The sequence below is a fragment of the Novosphingobium sp. SG751A genome (assembly GCF_013149295.1).
In the GTDB taxonomy this organism is placed as follows: domain Bacteria; phylum Pseudomonadota; class Alphaproteobacteria; order Sphingomonadales; family Sphingomonadaceae; genus Novosphingobium.
Window position 1 is genome coordinate 1 of record NZ_JABGCB010000016.1, and the last position, 19208, is coordinate 19208.

At 62.3% G+C, this 19208-nt stretch carries 13 protein-coding genes; 4 read left to right on the forward strand and 9 right to left on the reverse strand.

What is annotated here, in order from left to right; all coding sequences use genetic code 11:
- Window positions 1-60 precede the first annotated feature (60 nt).
- The gene (locus tag FHW96_RS19575; protein WP_172342270.1) at window positions 61-381 is read right to left on the reverse strand and encodes a hypothetical protein; all 321 of its coding nucleotides are present in this window, start codon (window positions 379-381) and stop codon (window positions 61-63) included.
- A gap of 455 nt (window positions 382-836) precedes the next feature.
- Between FHW96_RS19575 and FHW96_RS19580 the strand changes: the two genes are divergently transcribed.
- Window positions 837-1100, forward strand: a complete 264-nt coding sequence (locus tag FHW96_RS19580) for a helix-turn-helix transcriptional regulator (protein ID WP_371815766.1) — start codon at window positions 837-839, stop codon at window positions 1098-1100.
- On the opposite strand, the gene FHW96_RS19585 is transcribed toward FHW96_RS19580, so the two are convergent.
- The 4 genes from FHW96_RS19585 to FHW96_RS19600 form a co-directional block, all read right to left on the reverse strand.
- Window positions 1075-2331 carry a site-specific integrase gene (locus FHW96_RS19585; protein ID WP_172342352.1) on the reverse strand — a complete coding sequence of 419 codons (1257 nt, stop codon included), beginning with the start codon at window positions 2329-2331 and terminating at the stop codon, window positions 1075-1077. The two genes, FHW96_RS19580 and FHW96_RS19585, sit on opposite strands and share 26 nt — an antisense overlap.
- A 292-nt stretch (window positions 2332-2623) precedes the next feature.
- Window positions 2624-4183, reverse strand: coding sequence for a glutamine-hydrolyzing GMP synthase (guaA, locus tag FHW96_RS19590; RefSeq protein ID WP_172342271.1), 1560 nt, complete (start codon window positions 4181-4183; stop codon window positions 2624-2626).
- 427 nt (window positions 4184-4610) lie between these two features.
- The gene (locus FHW96_RS19595; RefSeq protein ID WP_172342272.1) at window positions 4611-6731 is read right to left on the reverse strand and encodes a TonB-dependent receptor; all 2121 of its coding nucleotides are present in this window, start codon (window positions 6729-6731) and stop codon (window positions 4611-4613) included.
- A 180-nt stretch (window positions 6732-6911) separates the two neighbouring features.
- Window positions 6912-8363: a M20/M25/M40 family metallo-hydrolase gene (locus tag FHW96_RS19600; protein ID WP_371815762.1), complete on the reverse strand. Its 1452-nt coding sequence runs from the start codon at window positions 8361-8363 to the stop codon at window positions 6912-6914.
- A 167-nt stretch (window positions 8364-8530) separates the two neighbouring features.
- Between FHW96_RS19600 and gyrB the strand changes: the two genes are divergently transcribed.
- Both gyrB and FHW96_RS19610 read left to right on the forward strand, forming a co-directional pair.
- Window positions 8531-11047: a DNA topoisomerase (ATP-hydrolyzing) subunit B gene (gene gyrB / locus FHW96_RS19605; RefSeq protein WP_253951096.1), complete on the forward strand. Its 2517-nt coding sequence runs from the start codon at window positions 8531-8533 to the stop codon at window positions 11045-11047.
- Window positions 11048-11090: 43 nt separating this feature from the next.
- The gene (locus FHW96_RS19610; protein ID WP_172342355.1) at window positions 11091-11360 is read left to right on the forward strand and encodes a hypothetical protein; all 270 of its coding nucleotides are present in this window, start codon (window positions 11091-11093) and stop codon (window positions 11358-11360) included.
- Between the two features lie 275 nt (window positions 11361-11635).
- Here the strand turns inward: FHW96_RS19610 and FHW96_RS19615 are convergent, their stop codons facing one another.
- From FHW96_RS19615 to lgt, 3 genes are all read right to left on the reverse strand, one after another.
- The gene (locus FHW96_RS19615) at window positions 11636-12331 is read right to left on the reverse strand and encodes a hypothetical protein (RefSeq protein WP_172342274.1); all 696 of its coding nucleotides are present in this window, start codon (window positions 12329-12331) and stop codon (window positions 11636-11638) included.
- 108 nt (window positions 12332-12439) lie between these two features.
- Window positions 12440-13501, reverse strand: coding sequence for a class I SAM-dependent methyltransferase (locus FHW96_RS19620; RefSeq protein WP_172342275.1), 1062 nt, complete (start codon window positions 13499-13501; stop codon window positions 12440-12442).
- Entirely contained in the window at window positions 13494-14426 is a 933-nt protein-coding gene (lgt, locus tag FHW96_RS19625; protein ID WP_172342276.1) for a prolipoprotein diacylglyceryl transferase, read from the reverse strand. The genes FHW96_RS19620 and lgt overlap by 8 nt, the downstream gene beginning before the upstream one ends.
- Window positions 14427-14625: 199 nt before the next feature.
- Between lgt and FHW96_RS19630 the strand changes: the two genes are divergently transcribed.
- Window positions 14626-17379: a [protein-PII] uridylyltransferase gene (locus FHW96_RS19630; RefSeq protein ID WP_172342277.1), complete on the forward strand. Its 2754-nt coding sequence runs from the start codon at window positions 14626-14628 to the stop codon at window positions 17377-17379.
- 244 nt (window positions 17380-17623) lie between these two features.
- On the opposite strand, the gene gltX is transcribed toward FHW96_RS19630, so the two are convergent.
- On the reverse strand, window positions 17624-18952 hold the full coding sequence (gene gltX / locus FHW96_RS19635) for a glutamate--tRNA ligase (protein WP_172342278.1): 1329 nt from the start codon (window positions 18950-18952) through the stop codon (window positions 17624-17626).
- Window positions 18953-19208 lie beyond the last annotated feature (256 nt).

Below are 19208 nucleotides of genomic sequence, written 5' to 3' on the forward strand. Positions count from 1 at the left end.
GGCTTCATCTGCATTCCTTCGTCATTACGACGAAGCCCCAATCCTCCTTAAATCACAACATCAAATCTGTGCCATGGGTGCTGACGGGGGACAGAAGCCAGCAGTACCACTGTCAAATATGACAACTTTTACTTGACTATCCTGCGACAGCTTCAGGACGACGTCGTTTAGCTGAACCAACGTCTCCGGCTCAATGAAATTGAAAGGCCCATTGAGATAAGTCACCTCACGTATTTCCGGCGAGATGGATTTTACGGTGAACAGGCTTTTGTCCGCCTTGCTGGTAGTAGTTGACACTGCGGGCTGCTGAGCTTGAGCTGGCGCGGTTGAACTGAGCGCAGCCGCTGACAACAGCATGACGGTAAACGCAAGGCGCTTCATGAACGTCTCCATTTAATCTGTATGAGGCACTCGCATTTGCACAGCGCGAAAGACTTTCGGTATTGCAATGCGACAGGACATCGATCGCGAGCCTGGGAGACGTTATGACCGCTGACAGAGAAAAACTCTCTAGCTGATCACGCCAACCAACGCGCAGATGGCGCCAATTCTTTCAAATGGAGCTCATTATTTAGGCAGATCCGCAGGCAAGGCGCTCAGTCCCTGAAGAGGTTGCAAGCTGCAAAACACTCTCGAGCGTGACGCAGGCCGTTTCGTCGGTCGTTGCCTACTCATCCGGTGAAGCGCAGCATTCCACGGCGACCCAACACGTCCGAATTGCACGCTATGGCACGATATCACCGCACCCGGTCATTCCAGGTCTTCCAAATTTCGATGGCTATCGCTCTCTATTGAAAGTCGAGAAGCGAAAGGACCTGATTTTGAGAACCCAATCCTTGATAAGCGAACTGCGCAGGACCATCAGGCGTCAACAGCTGCGTGAGATGATCCCGCTTGCTGACAGCACTATCTACGAAATGGAACAGCGTGGTGAATTCCCGCAACGCTTTGCGCTTTCTGCCCGATGTGTTGTTTGGGATCTGGCCGAGGTTGAAGCTTGGCTGCAGCAGCGCCGCACCACACCCATTCGTCGAGCTCAGCATCCAGATGTCGCGAAGCGAAAGACACGACCGGTCAAAGGGCGGGATCGAGTTCCATAAGGGGCATGGCTGGCGGCAGGAGAACGGGCGTGTGCTTACGTCCCTCCACCCACGCATCCACGATGTCTGACCATTCCTGCATCATATGACGGCGCTGAACTTCATACTCAGCCTTGTTGTAGACGCCGCGCGACGATCGGCCATCCTCGTGCGCCAAGCACTTTTCGATCCAGTCGCTATTGAAGCCCAACTCGTTAAGTAGCGTCGACCCAGTGCGACGAAGGTCGTGAACGGTAAACGCCTGTAACGGAAGCCCCTCCTTTGCCGCTTGCTCAACGACAGCATAGGTCACCCGGTTAAACGTGGCGCGCGACATGGGCGCGTCGGCATCGTACCTGGACGGCAGAAGGTATCGCGAGTTGCCGGCACAGGTCTTCAACGCAATCATGATGTCGAGGGTTTGGCGCGAGAGATAAACATTATGCGCCTTCGATCGTTTCATGCGCTCCTTCGGGATCGTCCAGACTGCGTTCTCGAAGTCCACCTCGTCCCAGACCGCGTCTTGCAACTCGCTCTTGCGGACCATCGTCAGCAAATAGAGCCTCATCCCCAGTCGGATTGTCGGCAGTGTCGCAACCTTCTCAAGCTGTCGAAACATGATCCGAATCTCGGTGGGAGATAGCGAGCGATCCTTCGGTGTGAAAGTCGCGATCGATGCCGGGCCGACATCGTCGGCCGGGTTTGCGACCTTCTCCCCATGCAGGATCGCGAACCCATAAATTTGCTTCAGGATGTCGCGCACATGGATCGCGGTAGCGGGTGCGCCGCGATCAACTATCTTCCCGCAATGTGCGCGCAGGTCGTCCGGTGTGATCTCAGTGAGAAGCCGATTACGCCATACAGGCAGTAGCTCCCTCTCGAAGATTGATCGTCTCATGGCTCGAGTGCTATCGGCCATCGGCGCATTCACGAGCCATTTCTCGCCGAACTCGCCGAAGCTCTTAGCCTCCTTGATCCGTCGCTTCTCGCGCTGTTTCTCGATCGCGGGAGACCGCCCTTCGCTGACGGCCCTTTTTGCGTCGATGCAGAGTTCGCGAGCACGTGCCAGTGAGATCCCGTCGCGGCCGTACTTTCCAAGGTAGACGGTCTCGCGGCGCCCATTCAGGCGATAATCGAGGCGAAACGATACCGCTCCCGACGGCATAACGCGGACGTACATGCCGTCGCGATCTGAAACTTTGTACATCTTGCTTTGCGGCTTCAGCGCCTTGATCGCAGCATCCGTCAACATTTCCGTATTACCTCCAAAAAGTACCGTCATGCGATTTCGGGCATGCCTAGACGGAGATTTCTGCGTATTTTCAAACGCTTAAATCAAAAAAAGTACCGTCAAGGACCTTCTCTCCCTGACGGTACTTCGGATTTTGGAGCTGATCAATATGAGCAAGGCCCGTCACACGGACCGTCAATGCCGATCTCTACCCACCGATAGCTATCGATAGATGTCGACAGCTTTTTTATTATTTATCATAGGGTTAGAGCGTAATATAGCGTGCTTCTGGATACGCCCGGATAGGCGAAAATCATTCCCACTCAATCGTGCCGGGCGGCTTCGACGTATAGTCATAGACCACACGGTTGATGCCCTTGACCTCGTTGATGATCCGGGTCGCCACGCGCGACAGGAAGGCCGCGTCGAAGGGATAGATGTCGGCGGTCATGCCATCGGTGCTGGTCACGGCGCGCAGCGCGCAGACATGGTCATAGGTGCGCCCGTCGCCCATCACCCCCACGGTCTTGACCGGGAGCAGCACGGCAAAAGCCTGCCAGATGGCGTCATAGAGGCCCGCATTGCGGATTTCCTCAAGATAGACCGCATCGGCCTTGCGCAGAATGTCGGCGCGCTCGCGGCTGACTTCGCCGGGGATGCGGATGGCCAGACCCGGCCCGGGGAACGGGTGGCGGCCCACGAAAATGTCGGGCAGGCCCAGTTCGCGGCCCAGATCGCGCACTTCGTCCTTGAAGAGTTCACGCAAAGGCTCGACCAGCTTCATGTTCATGCGCTCGGGCAGGCCGCCGACATTGTGGTGGCTCTTGATCGTCACGCTCGGCCCGCCGGTGAAGCTGACCGATTCGATCACGTCAGGATAGAGAGTACCTTGCGCAAGGAAGTCGGCGCCGCCGATCTTCTTGGCCTCATCCTCGAACACGTCGATGAAGGTCTTGCCGATGAACTTGCGCTTGGCTTCGGGGTCGGAAACCCCTTCCAGACCCTTCATGAACAGGGTCGAGGCATCGACATGGACCAGCGGAATGTTGAAATGGCCGCGGAACAGGCTGACCACCTGCTCGCTCTCGCCCATGCGCATCAGGCCATGGTCGACATAAACGCAGGTGAGCTGCTCGCCGATCGCTTCGTGGATCAGCACCGCCGCCACCGCCGAATCGACGCCGCCCGACAGGCCGCAGATCACGCGGCCGCTGCCGACCTGTTCGCGGATTTCCGCGATCTTGGTCTTGCGGAATTCCGCCATCGTCCAGTCGCCGGTCAGACCGCAGACGTGACGCACGAAATTCTTCAGCAGCTTGCCGCCATCGGGGGTGTGGACCACCTCAGGGTGGAACTGCATCGCATAGATGCGCTTTTCATCATTGGCGATCACAGCAAAGGGCGCGCCCGCGCTGGAAGCCACCGGGCGGAAGCCGGGGGCAAGGCTGGTCACCTTGTCGCCATGGCTCATCCACACCTGATGCTTTTCGCCCACCGACCACAGGCCGTTGAACAGAGCGCAAGTGTCATTGATGTCGATGAAGGCGCGGCCGAATTCGCCCGAATCGCCGCCGGTCACTTCGCCGCCCAACTGGTGCATCAGGCTTTGCTGGCCATAGCAGATGCCAAGGATCGGCAATCCGCTGTCGAGCAGCACCTGCGGGATGCGCGGGCCATTGGCGTCAAGCACGCTGGCGGGCGAACCCGACAGGATGATGCCTTTTGGCTGCATCCGCGCAAAGGCGGCCTCGGCCATGGTGAAGGGGGCGATTTCGGAATAGACGCCCGCCTCGCGCACGCGGCGCGCGATCAGCTGGGTCACCTGGCTGCCGAAATCGACAATGAGGATGGAGTCGGAGGGCTGGACAGTCATGGCAGGCCCGTAAGGTTTGCGGGGGCAAATGTCCAGATAGGGCGGGACGCAGGCGTCAGAAAAGCGTTGGTGCGGGCCATGCATGCGGCAGTTGCGTAAAACGCAATCGCGTGCGCCCTCTTCGCACGTGCAAAATAAAACTTTGGTCGTATATGCCACCTCACAGACGGCAGTCACTACGCCAAACAGCGTAAGCAGACGCCGCCATAACAACAAACCAGGAGTAATCCCATGTCGCGCAATATCGTGGCTTTTGCCGCAGCTATCAGCGTCAGCGGCCTGTTTTTCGCCGCTGTTCTGGCTTGATCGCCGGCACAAAACTATAGCTTCAATGGTCCTCTCACCCAATGAAGCATCAAAGGGCTGCCCCGCTTCGGCGAGGCAGCCATTCGCATTTGCAGCATAGAAATCCGCCGCAGCGCAACAATCACACCGTCAGGCGCACCGACAGGCGAATGTCACGCCCGGCCAGCGGGGCATAATCTTTCAGGAAACTGGCGGCGCGGCGCGCATCGACATTGAACAGATTGCGCGCGCCCAGCGTAAAAGACACCCGCCCGTCCTTGCCGCCCGGCTTATAGCCAAACTCGGCATTGACCAACGTATAGGCTGCCGTGGGGGTTTCCTGCTCGGCAATGCGGTTTTGCGCCGTCACATGCTCGACCTCGCCGCGCAGATCCCAGCGCGGATCGCTCAGCGTTACGCCGCCCAGCACGCGCAGGGGGGGAATGCGCGGGGCCGGGCCAACGCCCGAAATCGTCGCCTTGACCGCATCGCCCATCGCATCGGCCTGCAAACGCCACGCCCCGATTTCGGCCAGCGTGACCGCGCCCTGCAATTCGAAGCCGTAATAGCGCGCCGGGGCCTGACGCATCTGATAGACGGGCAGGCCATCCTCGACGGCGCCGGTGGGGTCTTCATAGATGAAATTGCCGAACCAGCTGTGATAGACCGAGGCCTCGATCGAATAGCCCTTGCCGCCGCCGCGCAAAATCGCCTCGACGCTGGTTGATCGCTCGGTTTTCAGGTTCACATCGCCGATTTCAAACGCCTGCGTCCCCGCATGCGGCCCATTGGCGAACATTTCCTCGGCCGAGGGCGCGCGCTCGGTGCGCGAGGCCGAGAGGCCCAGCGTCCAGGCCGGATTGACCCGCCATGTCGCCCCGCCCGAGAAGGAGAAAGTGTCAAAACTGCGCTGGCCGCCCCAGAATTGCGTCTGGTCGGGCAGAGGCATCGCGGAGAGCTTGGAATGCTCATAGCGCCCGCCCGCCTCGAATTTCACCGCGCCCGCGTCATAGCTTTGCAGCGTAAAGAGGCCCAGTTGCTGGGTGCTGTTGCGCGGCAGGAAGGCCTCATCACCGATCACGTTAAAATCGCGGTTGACGAATTGCACCCCGCTTGCCCCCTGCCAGCCCCCCATTTTGGTCTGGGTGACTTCGAGACGGCCCTCGATACCGTGATTAAAAAATCGCGTGCCGACCGATCCATCGGGGGCCAATTCGGCATGCTGATAGGCGGCATAGCCGAAACGCGCGGCGATCTTGTCGATTGCGCCGCCGACCGGGCGGATTTCCGCACGCGCGTCCCAGCGGTCCTGTTGCAGCTTGATGCGCGGGCTTTCCTGATCCTGATCCGCCGCCGTGGCCAGACGGCTGGGGACGCCATAGAGGCTGTCCTTGTGGCTATAGGCGATGCCGATGCTGCCCTGCGCGCCAATGTAGGCCAGACCCGCGCCCGCATCCCAGCTTTTCGCCGCCGTATTGGCCAATCGCCCCTTGGCATTGGCATTGGCGGTGTAATCAATGTCGGGATTGCCCGCGCTGCTGGCCGCCGTGGCCAAGGCCTGCGCCCGCAAGGCCGGGGTCAGCGCATAGCCCGCGATCTTCATGTCATCCGACACCGCGCGGCTGCCATCGGCATGGGCCACCCAGCCACCGCCCAGCGGCACATCCACTGTCCCGGCAAACGACTTTTCATTGGCCGCCGAACCATAGGAGGCCAGCGCACCGATATGGATCGGCTCCTTGGGCACTTCGGTCGGGATGCGGCGGTCGATCACATTGACCACGCCGCCCACCGCCGCCGAACCATAGAGCAAAGCCTGAGGCCCGCGCAGCACCTCGATCCGTTCGGCCAGCAAGGGGTTGACCGCAGGCGCATGGTCGGCGCTGGTGTTCGACACGTCGATCGAGCCGATGCCGTCGACCAGCACGCGCACCCGCTCTCCCTGCATCCCGCGCAGCACGGGGCGCGAGGCGGTGGGGCCGAAAGAGGTGGCCGTCACGCCCGGCGTATGGGCCAGCGTTTCGCCGATGGAGGAGCGCAGGGCCTGATCGAGATGGGCGCCTTTCAGCACGGCCACGCCCGAAAGCACGTCCTGCTGGTTGCGGGGCAGCACACCCGAGACGACGATTTCAGCAGGGGGTGCGGAATGGATGGCGTCCTGTGGGGCGTCGGCGGCGGTATCATCCGCGGCAAGGGCGGGAAATGCCAGACCGGCGGCGATGGCCGCAATTGCGCAGGCGGGGGTGTTGCGCGTGAATTTCATGGGGAAAGCCAGACCCTTGTTCTTGTTGCAGCGCAGCTTCGCCGCGCCCTCATGCGCGCCTTCCTAACAGCCCCCCGAAAATGATACAATATTACATATCGTAAAATCTGCCCATTCGCCGCCATCCTGCGGCCAATCGAGGATCGGGGGCGGAATTCGGCCCGCCCCCGGCCCCGCAGATCACTTGTTGGCGTATTCCGTCACCAGTTCGTTGAGGAATTCGCGCCCCGTATAGACCGCCTTCACAATCGCACGTTCGTTGAGCCCATGCGCCCCGCTGCCATCGGGATCGCCATAAAGGCCCGGAGGACCATAGGAGGGAATGCCCACCGCCTCCAGATAGATGCCATCAGTGGCCCCGGTCGACATCACCGGCACCAGCGGCACGCCGGGGTAATATTTGGCCACCAGACGCTCCGCAGGCCCGACGATAAAGGGCGTGAGCGGCGGCGATTTGGCCAGCGGGCCGCGATCATCGACCTGCTTCACCGTCATTTTCGGATCGGCGATCACCTTGGCCAGCGTGGCGCGGACTTCCTCGGCGGGCACGCCGGGGAAGATGCGGCAATTGACATTGGCCCCGGCGCGCTGGGGCAGCGCATTATTGGCATGGCCGCCGTCGAGCAGCGTCGCCACGCAGGTGGTGCGCAGCATCGAGTGATAGGAGCGGTCGGTGTTCAGCAGGGTTTCGGCGGCTTTCGATTCCGGGCTGCCGATGGGGGCGGTGGCGATGGTCACCATGGCCTTGCCCATATCGCCGCCCCGCGCGGGGCCTGCCTTAGAGAAAAACGCCTTGGTCGTGTCGTTCAGCATCAGCGGAAAATCGAAGGCGCGCAATTTAACCAGCGCGTCGGACAATTCATAGATCGCATTGTCGGGGATCGGGATCGAGGAGTGGCCGCCCGGATTGGTCGCCTCGATGCGATAGTTCACGACCGTCTTTTCGCCGACATGCATGTTCTGCACGATGACCTTGCCGCCCGACCCGCTGGTGCGCCCGCCGCCGCCTTCGTTCAGGGCGAATTCGGCGTCAATCAGGTCACGCTTGTTATTGGCCAGATATTGCGCGCCATTAAATGCCCAGCTCGTTTCCTCGCCGCAGGTCAGCGCCAGTTTGAGCGTGCGCTTGTTCTTGGCGCCTTCTTTCTTCATCCGCGCCATCATGTCGATCCAGATGGCGTCCATCGCCTTCATGTCGGACGTGCCGCGACCATAGAAATAGCCGCCCTCCTCGATGAATTCATAAGGATTGCGGGTCCAGTCCTCACGCTTGGCCACCACCACGTCGAGATGGCCCAGCAGCAGGATCGGCTTCAAGGTCTTGGACGTGCCGGGCAGGATCACCACCAGCCCGCCCTCCTTGGGATGATCGGGCACGGCAAAGCGGGTGATGTCGCCGTCGCCATAACCGGCGGCGCGCAGATGCTTTTCCACCTTGTCGGCCAGCAGCGTGCAGGAGCCGGTGGTGATCGAACTGTCGGTTTCCACCAGCTCCTTATAAAGCGCGCGGAAGGCTGCCTGATCGGGGCGCAGAGGCGCTTCCTGAGCCGCAGCGATCCCGCCCGCCATCACCCCCGCCAGAGCCGCCGCGTATCCAAGCCCCTGGGCCAGCAACTGCCTACCATGCTTCATTGATGCCTCCTGCTTCGCCCATTTGCGAGTTTCGCGGCAATTCAGCAGGAAAACTCTGTGGAAGGAAGAGGTGAAAGCGCCTTTCGGTCCTGCGCCAAAATGCCTATAGGCCATCTATGAGCACCGAAAATCCGAACACCGGCCAGTCAGGCACCAATCAGTCCAGCATGGGTCAGCCCAACACCAACGCCTATGGCGCAGACTCGATCAAGGTCCTCAAGGGGCTGGATGCGGTGCGCAAGCGGCCCGGCATGTATATCGGCGACACGGATGACGGCAGCGGCCTGCACCACATGGTGTTCGAAGTGTCGGACAATGCCATTGACGAGGCCTTGGCCGGCCATTGCGATCTGGTGCTGATCGAGATCAACCCGGACGGGTCGGTGTCGGTCGAGGACAATGGCCGCGGCATTCCCACCGGCCTGCACTCCGAAGAAGGCGTCTCGGCGGCCGAGGTCATCATGACCCAGCTGCACGCGGGCGGCAAATTCGAGAACACCAGCGACGACAATGCCTATAAGGTTTCAGGCGGTCTGCATGGCGTGGGCGTTTCGGTGGTCAACGCGCTTTCGGAATGGCTCGAACTGACCATCTGGCGCGAGGGTCTCGAACATTGGATGCGCTTCCGCCACGGCGATGCGGAAAATCCGCTGATCGTCAAGGGCGAGGCGCCGATCTATGACTCGGGCACCCGCAAGGGGCAGAAGAAGAACGGCACCCGCGTGACCTTCCTGGCCAGCGACGAGACGTTCAAGAATGTCACCGTCTATGATTTCGACAAGCTGGAGCATCGCTACCGCGAACTGGCATTTCTGAACAGCGGCGTGCGCATCCTGCTGCGCGATCTGCGCGGCGAGGAGGTCAAGGAACATGACCTCTATTACGAGGGCGGCATCGCAGCCTTTGTGCGCTACCTTGATCGCAACAAGCAGGCGCTGATCCCCGAACCTATCGCCATCACGGCGGACAAGGACGGGATCGGCATCGACGTGGCGCTGCAATGGAACGATTCCTATTACGAAAACGTCCTGTGCTTCACCAACAACATTCCCCAGCGCGACGGCGGCACGCATCTGGCCGCCTTCCGCGCCGCGCTGACGCGCACGCTCAACAATTATGCCGAGCGTTCGGGCATGTTGAAGAAGGAAAAGGTCTCGCTTTCGGGTGAGGATATGCGTGAGGGCCTGACCGCGATCGTTTCGGTCAAGCTGCCCGATCCCAAGTTCTCTTCGCAGACCAAGGACAAGCTGGTCTCCTCCGAAGTGCGTCAGCCGCTGGAAGCGCTGATGGCTGACAAGATGACGCAGTGGCTGGAGGAAAACCCCGCCCATGCCAAGTCGATCATCCAGAAGGTGATTGATGCCGCCGCCGCGCGCGAGGCGGCCAAGCGCGCCCGCGAACTGACCCGCCGCAAGGGGGTGATGGACATCGCCAGCCTGCCCGGCAAGCTGGCCGACTGTCAGGAGCGCGATCCCAGCAAGTGCGAACTCTTCCTGGTCGAAGGTGACTCGGCAGGCGGATCGGCCAAGCAGGGGCGTGACCGCCATTATCAGGCGATTCTGCCGCTCAAGGGCAAGATCCTCAATGTCGAGCGCGCGCGTTTCGACCGGATCATCTCGTCCAAGGAAGTCGGCACGCTGATTCAGGCGATGGGCACCGGCATCCGCGATGAATTCAATCTTGAGAAGCTGCGCTATCACAAGATCGTCATCATGACCGACGCCGACGTCGACGGCGCGCATATCCGCACGCTGCTGCTGACCTTCTTCCACCGGCAGATGCCCGACATCATCCGCGCGGGCCACCTCTTCATCGCCCAGCCGCCTTTGTACAAGGTCGCCAAGGGCAGGTCCGAGGTTTACCTCAAAGACAATGCCGCGCTCGACCGCTATCTGGTCGAAGCGGGTCTGGCGGGCCGGATGCTGGAGACGGGAACGGGCGCGCGCTCGGGCCGCGATCTGGAGGATCTGGTCGAACATGCGCTGCGTTTCCGCAACCTCATGGCCTTTGTTCAGCGCAAATATAACCCCGCCGTCATCGAAGCGATGGCCCTGGCCGGGTCGCTCGAACATGGGATGGCGCCCGATGAACGCAAGGTCGCGCTGGACAAGGCCGCAGCATGGCTGGGCCGCGCCGACCGCGAGGCCAAGTGGGAAGCGGTGCTGACCGAGGATGGCCATGTCGAGTTCCTGCGCCATTGGCGCGGCGTGACCGATTATCACAAGATCGAGGCATCCTTCCTGATCAGCGCCGAAGCGCGCAAGCTGGCGCGCCTCGCCGCAGAGCAGGCCGAAGTCTATTCCACCCCGGCCAAGTTCAGCCGGTCGAGCGCGGCCGTCGCCGAACCCGAACCGGTGGTCGAGGAAAACGAGGATGCCCCCATCGCCGCCCGCCCGGTCGATCTGGACGGATCGATCACGCGCCCCTCGCAATTGCTCGAAGCCGTGCTGGCCACCGGCCGCAAGGGCCTCTCGATCCAGCGCTACAAAGGCCTTGGCGAGATGAACGCGGAACAGCTCTGGGAAACCACGCTCGACCCGAACAACCGCGCCCTGCTTCAGGTCAAGGTCGAAGACGCCGACGTGACCGACGAAATCTTTACCCGCCTGATGGGCGATATCGTCGAACCGCGCCGCGAATTCATTCAGGAAAATGCTCTTAACGTGGCCAATCTCGATGTCTGACGAAGAAACCCCCAAGCGCGACTTCACCCACGCGGAGGCCTATATGCCCAGCGAAAGCAACCGTGCGACCATCGACAATATCCCGTGGGACCAGCCCGCGACGATGATCGACCTCGAAGGCCGCGTGCCGGTGATCGCCCATGTGCGCGAATGCGTGACCCATTTCACGCTGTATAAGCCCCATGCGCGCGAAAACGCCCGCCTGCTGCTGACCGCGCCGGTGCATCGCGCCGGGCGGATCACGCGGACCTGGCTGCTGGAGCCGGTCGAACTGGAGGCTTTGGCCGAGAGGTTGAAGCGGGAGACGCATTAAGGGGTGTGCGGGGATTGGTGTGCCTCCGGCGGGCAAAGGGTCTCGACCCTTTGCAATCCCATTACTGTAAATGTTACGCTATAAATTCGGCCTTGGGTGCCGGACTCAAATGTTTGGTATTGAAAGCCTGCGGCGCCGATCGGCCCGACATGGCGCCGCAGGCTTTATAAACCACTTCAAGCGCCCGTTTCTTCGCCATCCATGCACAACCCATTAACGGGATTGCAAAGGGCCCCGCCCTTTGCCCGCCGGAGGCATAAAACCGCCCCCAAAAATCACCCCTTGGTGAAATCAAACCTGATCCGCACCCATGTTCCGATCTGCGGTTTGCCATCCACGCGCGGCGGCCAGACGAGGAACTGCCACGAGGCGCGACGCAATCCGCGCGCAAGGCCGGAACCCAGCGGATATTCGTCCAGCTCCTGACAATTCTCGACATGGAAATGGTCGATGGTCTGGCAGGCGATGGTGGCCCATGATCCGGGCGGCGCATTGGCCCCGGCCAGAAAGGGTCGCAATTCGGCGTCGTTGGGCTCACGATACCACTGCGCGGCATAGAGATGGACGCCCTTGGGGCCTTCGCCCGGCCCGGTGGCGGCGGCGCGCGCGGCGGCGGCATCGGCGGCCGCGACCGCCTCGGTGCGGCGCCCGATCGCGCCAATGTCCGAGGCCATGAAATCCTCGTGGCTCAGCTTGATATAGTTGGGCGGCGGGGGCGTGGTGGGCACGGGCTGCGGCGGGCTGGGCACCGGGGTTTTGGGCGGCTCGGCCATTTTTGCCACTTTGGGCGATGACACCTGCTGCTGTGCCTTGGCCTGTGCCTGCTGCTTGCCATCGTCCATCTGGATCGAGACCAGACGCGGCTCGCCCGGCTGCTTGTTCGCTCCCGCCAGCCCGAGGCTGAGCAAAGCCGCGATGAACAACGCCATGATCGCCAGCGACAAGCCGATGGCTGTCGCGCGGCTGCGCAACCGCGATTGCTGGGCAAAGGAAGGCTGGGCAGAGATGGCGGGACTTTCGGAGCAGGATTCGGTCGGTAAGCGCGGGAGTCTATGCGCAGGTAAAGCTGTATCGCAGATTTACGAAACCGGCGCAGCAGGCCCAAATCCTGCGCCATCGGGCCATTCGCGCCCCGCCAGCCCCAGCACTTTGAACAAAACGCCCATATGATCGGGCGCGGTCAACCGGTGATAGGCCGCCTCAACCTCCTTGGCCTGATCGGGTGCGGCCCTAGCCAGCGCCGCTGCCCGCTCGGCCATGCCCAGCGCCATCAGCCATCCGCCCTGCCCGGCAATCCCCATCACGCGCGCGCCCTGCACCTGCGCCACCTGCGCCGCGGTGACGAAATCGACCAGACAGGTCAGATCCGCCTCGCCCGGCGCTTTGAACGGATCGACATGGGCATGGGCGCGCAGGGCCTGAAAGGTCGAGCCCATCTGCCTTGGCGCATAGCCATAATCGATAATCAGCGCCGCCCCGCCTTGCGCGGCCAGCCTCGCGCCGATTTCGCCCATCACCGCGCCGGCGGCGGGGCTGGTTTCGACAATCGCCCCCGCCTCGGCCTCGCGCCATGCCTGCGGCACCGCGCTGTCCATCGGCAATCCGCCCGAGACGGGGACGAAACGATCCCCATCCAGCCCGACCATCCGCTCGCGCCAGCCCTGCGGCGTTTTCACCAGTTGGCGCACCGGCAGCGCGTCGAGAAATTCATTGGCCACCAACAGGATCGGCGCATCATCGGGCAGGGTCGAGAGATCCTCATGCCACACCGCCTGTGGGAAAGCGGCAGCCTGCGCGCGGCGCAATTCGGGCGAGCCTTCGATGAAATGCACCTCCGGCACCAATCCAAAACGCGCCGCCACGCGCAAGGCATCGCGCGCCAGCGTGCCGCGCCCCGGCCCCGGCTCGGCATAGATCACGCGCGCGGGCGATCCCGCCCGCCGCCACACATCGGCGATCCACACCCCCACCATCTCGCCAAACATCTGGCTGATTTCGGGCGCGGTGATGAAATCGCCGCCCGCGCCCAACGGATCGCGCGTGGAGTAATAATGGGCATTGGCCTGCGCCATGTAGAGCGCGAGCGGGATCGGCCCCTGCATCGCGATCAGGCGGCGCAGACTGTCCGACAGATCAGCCATCGGCGCCCGACCGCACCGGCACCCGCGCCCCCAGCATCGGCCGCGTCAGCGCCCGCACGATCAGGAACAAGCCCAAGAGGATCATCGGCACCGTCAGCCATTGTCCCATCGACATATGGGTGCGGGCGGCGAAATCCTGCAATTGCTGATCCGGCTCGCGGAAAAATTCGACGATGAAGCGCGCCAGACCATAGCCCAGCGAGAAAGTGCCCATCAGCATCCCCGGCCGCCAGCGCGCCCGCGTCAGCCAGAACAGCGCAAACAGCACCGCCCCAAGCGTCAGCCCCTCAAGGCCCGCCTCGTAGAGCTGGCTGGGATGGCGGGCGAAATTGCCTGCTGCCTCATCGGGAAAGACCATCGCCCAAGGCACATCGGGGCCTGCCACCCTGCCCCACAATTCGCCATTGATGAAATTGGCGATGCGCCCAAAAAACAGCCCTACCGGCGCGCAGGGCGCGACATAATCCATCACCCGGATAAAGGACAGGCCGCCCGCCCGGCACACGCCCCAGACCGCCACCAGCACGCCAATCAGTCCGCCGTGAAAACTCATGCCGCCCTCCCACAAGCGCAGCATTTTCAACGGTTCAGTATAAAGCGTGTGGTCATAGAAGGTGGCATAGCCCAGACGCCCGCCCAGAATGATGCCCAGCGTGCACCAGAAGAACAGGTCATCGACATGGCGCTGCGCCAGCGGGCTGCCCGGTTGGCGGATCATCCGCGTCATGTGCCAATAGCCGAACACGATCCCCGCCAGATAGGCCAGCGAGTAGAAGCGCAGGGTGAAAAACCCCAGACTGATCCCCTTTTTCAGCCCCAGATCGGCCCAGAAGATCGGCTGCTTCACCGCGCTGGCCCCGGCGGACAGGACATCGGCCAGAGGCAGAATATGCGGCAGCGAGGCATGCACAAGGTCGCTCAACATGGGAAACAGGGTCCGTGGCTGGGGCAAAAAGCCCATTTTTTTCCTAATGAGCCGCGCGATACAACAAGGCGATGACAGAAGTCACCTTTTTCTGCGTCAAACCTCTGGCGCGGCCATGGTCCCACGGGGTAGAGTGATAAGTGTCGCTTAAGTAGAGATGTTTAGACTTGGCCTGCAAGCCTCCTGTTGAAAGCCGCCGATGAACGCCATTCGCATCCCCAACCAACGCGCGGTGATCGACCGCCGCGCTTTGACCATCGCCATTGCCGATGCGATGGATGCGGCGGGCAACAAGGCCAGTGCCGCGCGTCAGCCCATCGTCGAACTGTTGCGCAAGGCGCTGGCCGATGGGCGCGAGGAGATCAACCGCCGCCTGATGGAACGCCCCGGCGCGGGCCATGATTGCGCCGAGGCGCAGGCTTTCCTGACCGACCAATTGCTGCGCGTAATCCACGATCATGTGATTTCCGATGTCTATCCTTCGGTCAACCGCACCACGGGCGAGCGGCTGACGATCATGGCCGTGGGCGGCTATGGGCGCGGGGAAATGGCGCCCCATTCCGACGTCGACGTGGCCTTCATCACGCCGTCCAAACAGACCCACTGGTGCGAGCAGGTGATCGAGGCCATGCTCTATTTCCTGTGGGATCTGGGGCTGAAAGTCGGTCATTCCAGCCGCAGCCTGGACGATACGGTCCGCATGGCCAAATCGGACATCACGATCTGCACCGCCCTGCTCGAAGGGCGTTATGTCTGGGGCGATCAGGCGCTGTTCGACGAATCCCGCCGCCGGTTCTTCGCCGAGGTGGTCGAGGGCAGCGAGCGCAATTTCGTCACCGAGAAACTGGCCGAGCGCAACGAGCGGCACAAAAGGCTGGGCGACAGCCGCTATGTGGTCGAGCCCAATGTGAAAGAGGGTAAGGGCGGCCTGCGCGATCTCCACACGCTCTACTGGATCGGCAAATATCTGCACAAGGTGCGCAGCCCGGCCGAGCTGGTCGATGTGGGCCTTTTGACACAGGACGAATATCGCGCCTTCCGCCGCGCCGAGAGCTTTTTCTGGGCCGTGCGCTGCCATCTGCACACGATCACCAACCGCGCCGAGGACCGGCTGACCTTCGACCTGCAACGCCAGGTGGCCCAGCGCATGGCCTTTGCCGACCGGCCGGGCAAAAGCGCGGTCGAGCGTTTCATGCAATATTTCTTCCTTCAGGCCAAACAGGTCGGCAGCCTGACCGGCGTGTTTCTGGCCCAGTTGGAGGAGCAGACCGAGAAGAAGAAGCGCAAGGGCTTCCTTGCCTCGTTTCGCGGGCGCACACGCACGATCAAGGGCTATAAGGTTTCCCATGGCCGCATCGCCGCGCCATCCGACGACTGGTTCGAGGCCGATCCGGTGCGTTTGCTCGAAATCTTCACGATTGCGGACGCGGAAAGTTTCGAGATCCACCCCGAAACCATGCGCCACATCGCCCGCGACGCGAAGCTGATCGACGCCGAGGTGCGCAAAAACCCGCGCGCCAATGAATTGTTCATGGAATTGCTGACCAGCCGCCATGATCCCGAAACGGTGCTGCGCTGGCTGAACGAGGCAGGCGTGTTCGGCCGCTTCATTCCCGATTTCGGCAGGGTCAATGCCCAGATGCAGTTCGATATGTATCACCACTATACGGTGGACGAACATACGATCCGCGCGATCGGCCTGCTGGCCAAGATCGAAAAGGGCGAGCTGGCCGAGGACCATCCGCTGGCCACCGCGATCATCGGCAAGGTGCATCACCGCCGCGCGCTTTATGCCAGCGTGCTGATGCATGACATCGCCAAGGGGCGCGGGGGCGACCATTCGGTGCTGGGCGCGGAAATCGCGCTGCGCCTGTGTCCGCGGCTGGGCATGACCAGCGAGGAGACCGAACTGGTCAGCTGGCTGGTACGCCAGCATCTGTTGATGAGCGCGACCGCGATGAAGCGCGATCTGGCCGACTGGAAGACGATCACCGATTTCGTCGCCGTGGTGCAATCGCTCGAACGGTTGCGGCAATTGACGCTGCTGACCATTGTGGACATTCGCGCGGTGGGTCCGGGCGTGTGGAACGGGTGGAAGCGCCAGTTGCTGACCGAACTCTTCGCCAGCGCCGAGGAACGGTTGCGTCTAGGCCATGTCGAACGCCACCGCGTCGAGCGCATCGCGGCCAAGCAGAAGATCGTCACCGAAAGGATGGGGGAGCAAGGCTCGCTGGTGGCGCGCTATGGCAAGCAGTTCACCGACGCCTACTGGATCGCCGAACCAGACGATGTGATCGCGCGCAACCTTGTGCAATTGCATGAGGCCAAGGGCGCGCCTTTGTCGATCACCACCAGCTATGACGAAACGCGCGGCGCCACGCTGGTCATGGTCATCGCCTCGGATCACCCCGGCCTGTTCTATCGCATCGCGGGCGGCATCCACCTTGCGGGCGGCAACATCATCGACGCGCGCATCCACACCACGCGCAGCGGCACGGCGGTGGACAATTTCCTTGTGCAGGACCCGCTGGGAAGGCCGTTTTCGGAACAGTCGCAGTTGGAGCGTCTGCAAAAAGCCATCGGCGATGCGCTGGCCAACCGGGTCAAGCTGCTGCCTCAACTCGTCGCCCGGCCCCTGCCCCGCCCGCGTCAGGAAGCGTTTGAAGTGCGCCCGCGCGTCGAATTCGACAATGACGCCTCCAACCGCTTCACCGTGGTCGAAATCTCGGCCCGCGACCGGCCTGCGCTTTTGAACAGACTGGCCCGCGCGCTGTTCGAATCGCGCCTCATCGTCCATTCCGCCCATATCGCCACCTATGGCGAGCGCGCCGTCGACACCTTCTATGTCACCGACCTGTTCGGCGGAAAGGTCGATGGCGGCGGACGGCAGAAGACGGTTGAGAAGCGGTTGCTGGAAGCGGCAAGCGAGGAAGTGGTGGAGGTGGTTGCCTGATGATGCCTCCGGCGGGTTAAGGGCGGGGGCCCTTAACAATCCCGATACTGTCATTGTTGCGCCGAGGGATCGGCCTTGAGTGTCGGACGCGACGTTAGAATTTGAAAGCCTGCGGCGCTTTTGGGCTGAGCTTGCCGCGCCGCAGGCTTTCATCCCATCGGATAAACACCCCACCAGCGAACCATCTGCCCCCCATTAACGGGATTGCAAAGGGCCCCCGCCCTTTGCCCGCCGGAGGCAAATCTTACCCCTTCAACCGCGCAACAACCTCATCCCGCCCGATCAGCGGCAAAAGCGCCCCCATATCCGGCCCATGCTCCATGCCGGTGATGGCCAGACGCAGCGGCAGGAACAGGGCCTTGCCCTTGCGCCCGGTGGCTTCCTTCAGCGCGCCGGTCAACGCGGCCCATGGCCCCTCGGCCCAATCGAGCGTGGCAGCAACCCCGGCGGCCTGAGACAGGAACGCGCGGGCTTCATCGTCCTGCGCGGGGGCATTGATCGGTCCCTTGACCACAGCCCACCAATCCGCCGCCTCGGCCACGGTGTTGAGGTTGGGGCGGATCGCCTCCCACGCCTCCTCGCCCACGCCCTCGGGCAGGCGGTCGGCCACGCGGGCATAGGGCATGCGGTGGATGATCTGGGCGTTGAGACGCGCCAGTTCGGCCTCGTCAAAGCGGGCGGGGGCGCGGCCAAAGCGCGAGAGGTCAAACGCCGCGCACAATTCCTCGACCGAGAGCGCCGCATCGACCGGATCGCTGGTGCCAAGGCGGGCCAGCAGGCTGATGATCGCTTCGGGCTCGATGCCCTGCTCGCGCAATTCGGCCACGCCCAGCGACCCCAGACGCTTCGAGAGCTTGCCCTCGGTCCCGGTCAGCAGCGCGCTATGGGCAAAGGCGGGCACGGGCGCGCCAAGGGCGGTGAACATCTGCACCTGCGTTGCAGTGTTCGACACATGGTCCTCGCCGCGCAGGATCTGGGTCACGCCCATGTCGATATCGTCAATGACCGAGGGCAGCATATAGAGCCACGACCCATCGGCGCGGCGGATGACCGGATCGGACATGGTGGCGGGGTCGAAATTCTGCGCGCCGCGCACGCCATCCTCCCACGTGATCGGCTCGTCACGGTCCAGCAGGAAGCGCCAGTGCGGCGCCTCGCCTGCCGCCGCCTTGGCCTCATGATCTGCCTCGGTCAGCGCCAGCGCGCCGCGATCATAAATCGGCGGCAGGCCCCGACTGAGCAGCACCTTGCGCTTGAGATCCAGCTCCTGCGCCGTCTCATAGCAGCGATAGACACGGCCGCCTTCGATCAGCTTGGCAAATTCGCGCTCATACAGGGCAAAGCGCGCCGACTGCCGCTCCTCGCCCTCATAATTCAGGCCCAGCCACGCCAGATCGGCGCGGATACCATCGACATAGTCCTCGCGGCTGCGCGCGGCATCGGTATCATCGATGCGCAGCAGGAACTTGCCCCCGCTCTTTTGCGCCAGCATCCAGTTGTGCAGCGCGGTGCGGATATTGCCGATGTGAAGCATCCCCGTGGGGCTGGGGGCGAAGCGGGTTACGGTGGTCATGGGGGGGCGTATAGGGGGGATCGGAGGGAGAGGGAAGATGCCTCCGGCGGGCAAAGGGCGGGGGCCCTTTGCAATCCCGATACTGTCGATGTTGCGTGTGCGCCGCAGCCTCGTGCAAAATGGAGGTTTTTCGATTTTAAAGCCTGCGGCGCTTTTAAGGATAAGCTCACCGCGCCGCAGGCTTTCAAAACCATCACCAATAGCGCCGTGCCACGAATCAGGCACAACCCATGGACGGGATTGTTAAGGGCCCCCG